This is a genomic window from Lonsdalea iberica (assembly GCF_002111585.1).
Lineage (GTDB): Bacteria > Pseudomonadota > Gammaproteobacteria > Enterobacterales > Enterobacteriaceae > Lonsdalea > Lonsdalea iberica.
The window spans coordinates 1-543 of the sequence record NZ_LUTP01000132.1 but is presented as its reverse complement, the minus strand read 5'-3'; the positions used below and the strand labels follow the sequence as shown (position 1 = coordinate 543).

1 protein-coding gene is annotated in these 543 nt (G+C 66.3%); it reads left to right on the top strand.

Annotated elements, in window-relative coordinates; genetic code table 11:
- Positions 1-543, top strand: a 543-nt coding sequence (locus AU511_RS17065) for a PAAR domain-containing protein (protein WP_205756496.1), incomplete at both ends; no start/stop codon positions are given.

Genomic DNA, 543 nt, shown 5'->3' with positions numbered 1-543 from the left:
TGAGTCGAGTGGCCCGCGTGGGGGCCATGCATGCGGGGAGTCAGCCCGTTCCTCCGGCGGAACGACCACAGCCGTGTCACGGCAAACCGCCGACGTCGCCGGGCAAGACCATCAAACACGCCAGCTTTCTGGGCGCGCTGCTGGGCGCGGTGGCTGGCGCACTGGTGGCTGCGGCGGCCTTTGCCGTGGCCGCCGCAGCGGTAGCGGCGGTGGTCGTAGGACTCGGATTGACCGGTGGGCTGGGACTGGCGCTGGTGGTGGGAGCGGTCAAGCTGGCGGCCGGGTTCGGGCTCACCTATTTGCTCAAAGATCAGATTGCCGCGATTTCCGGCGGCGTCGCCGCGATGGTGGACAGCGTGACGCCGCCCTTTGGCCCGGTGGTCACCGGTTCCGGCAATGTCTTCGTCGAAAAACTCCCGGCGTCTCGTGCCGAAGTCGATACGGTCGCCTGCACCAAACACAATTCGCCGCAGCTGATAGCTCAGGGCAGCGACACCGTGTATGTCAATCAGCATCCCGCGGCGCGCATCGATGATAAGACAG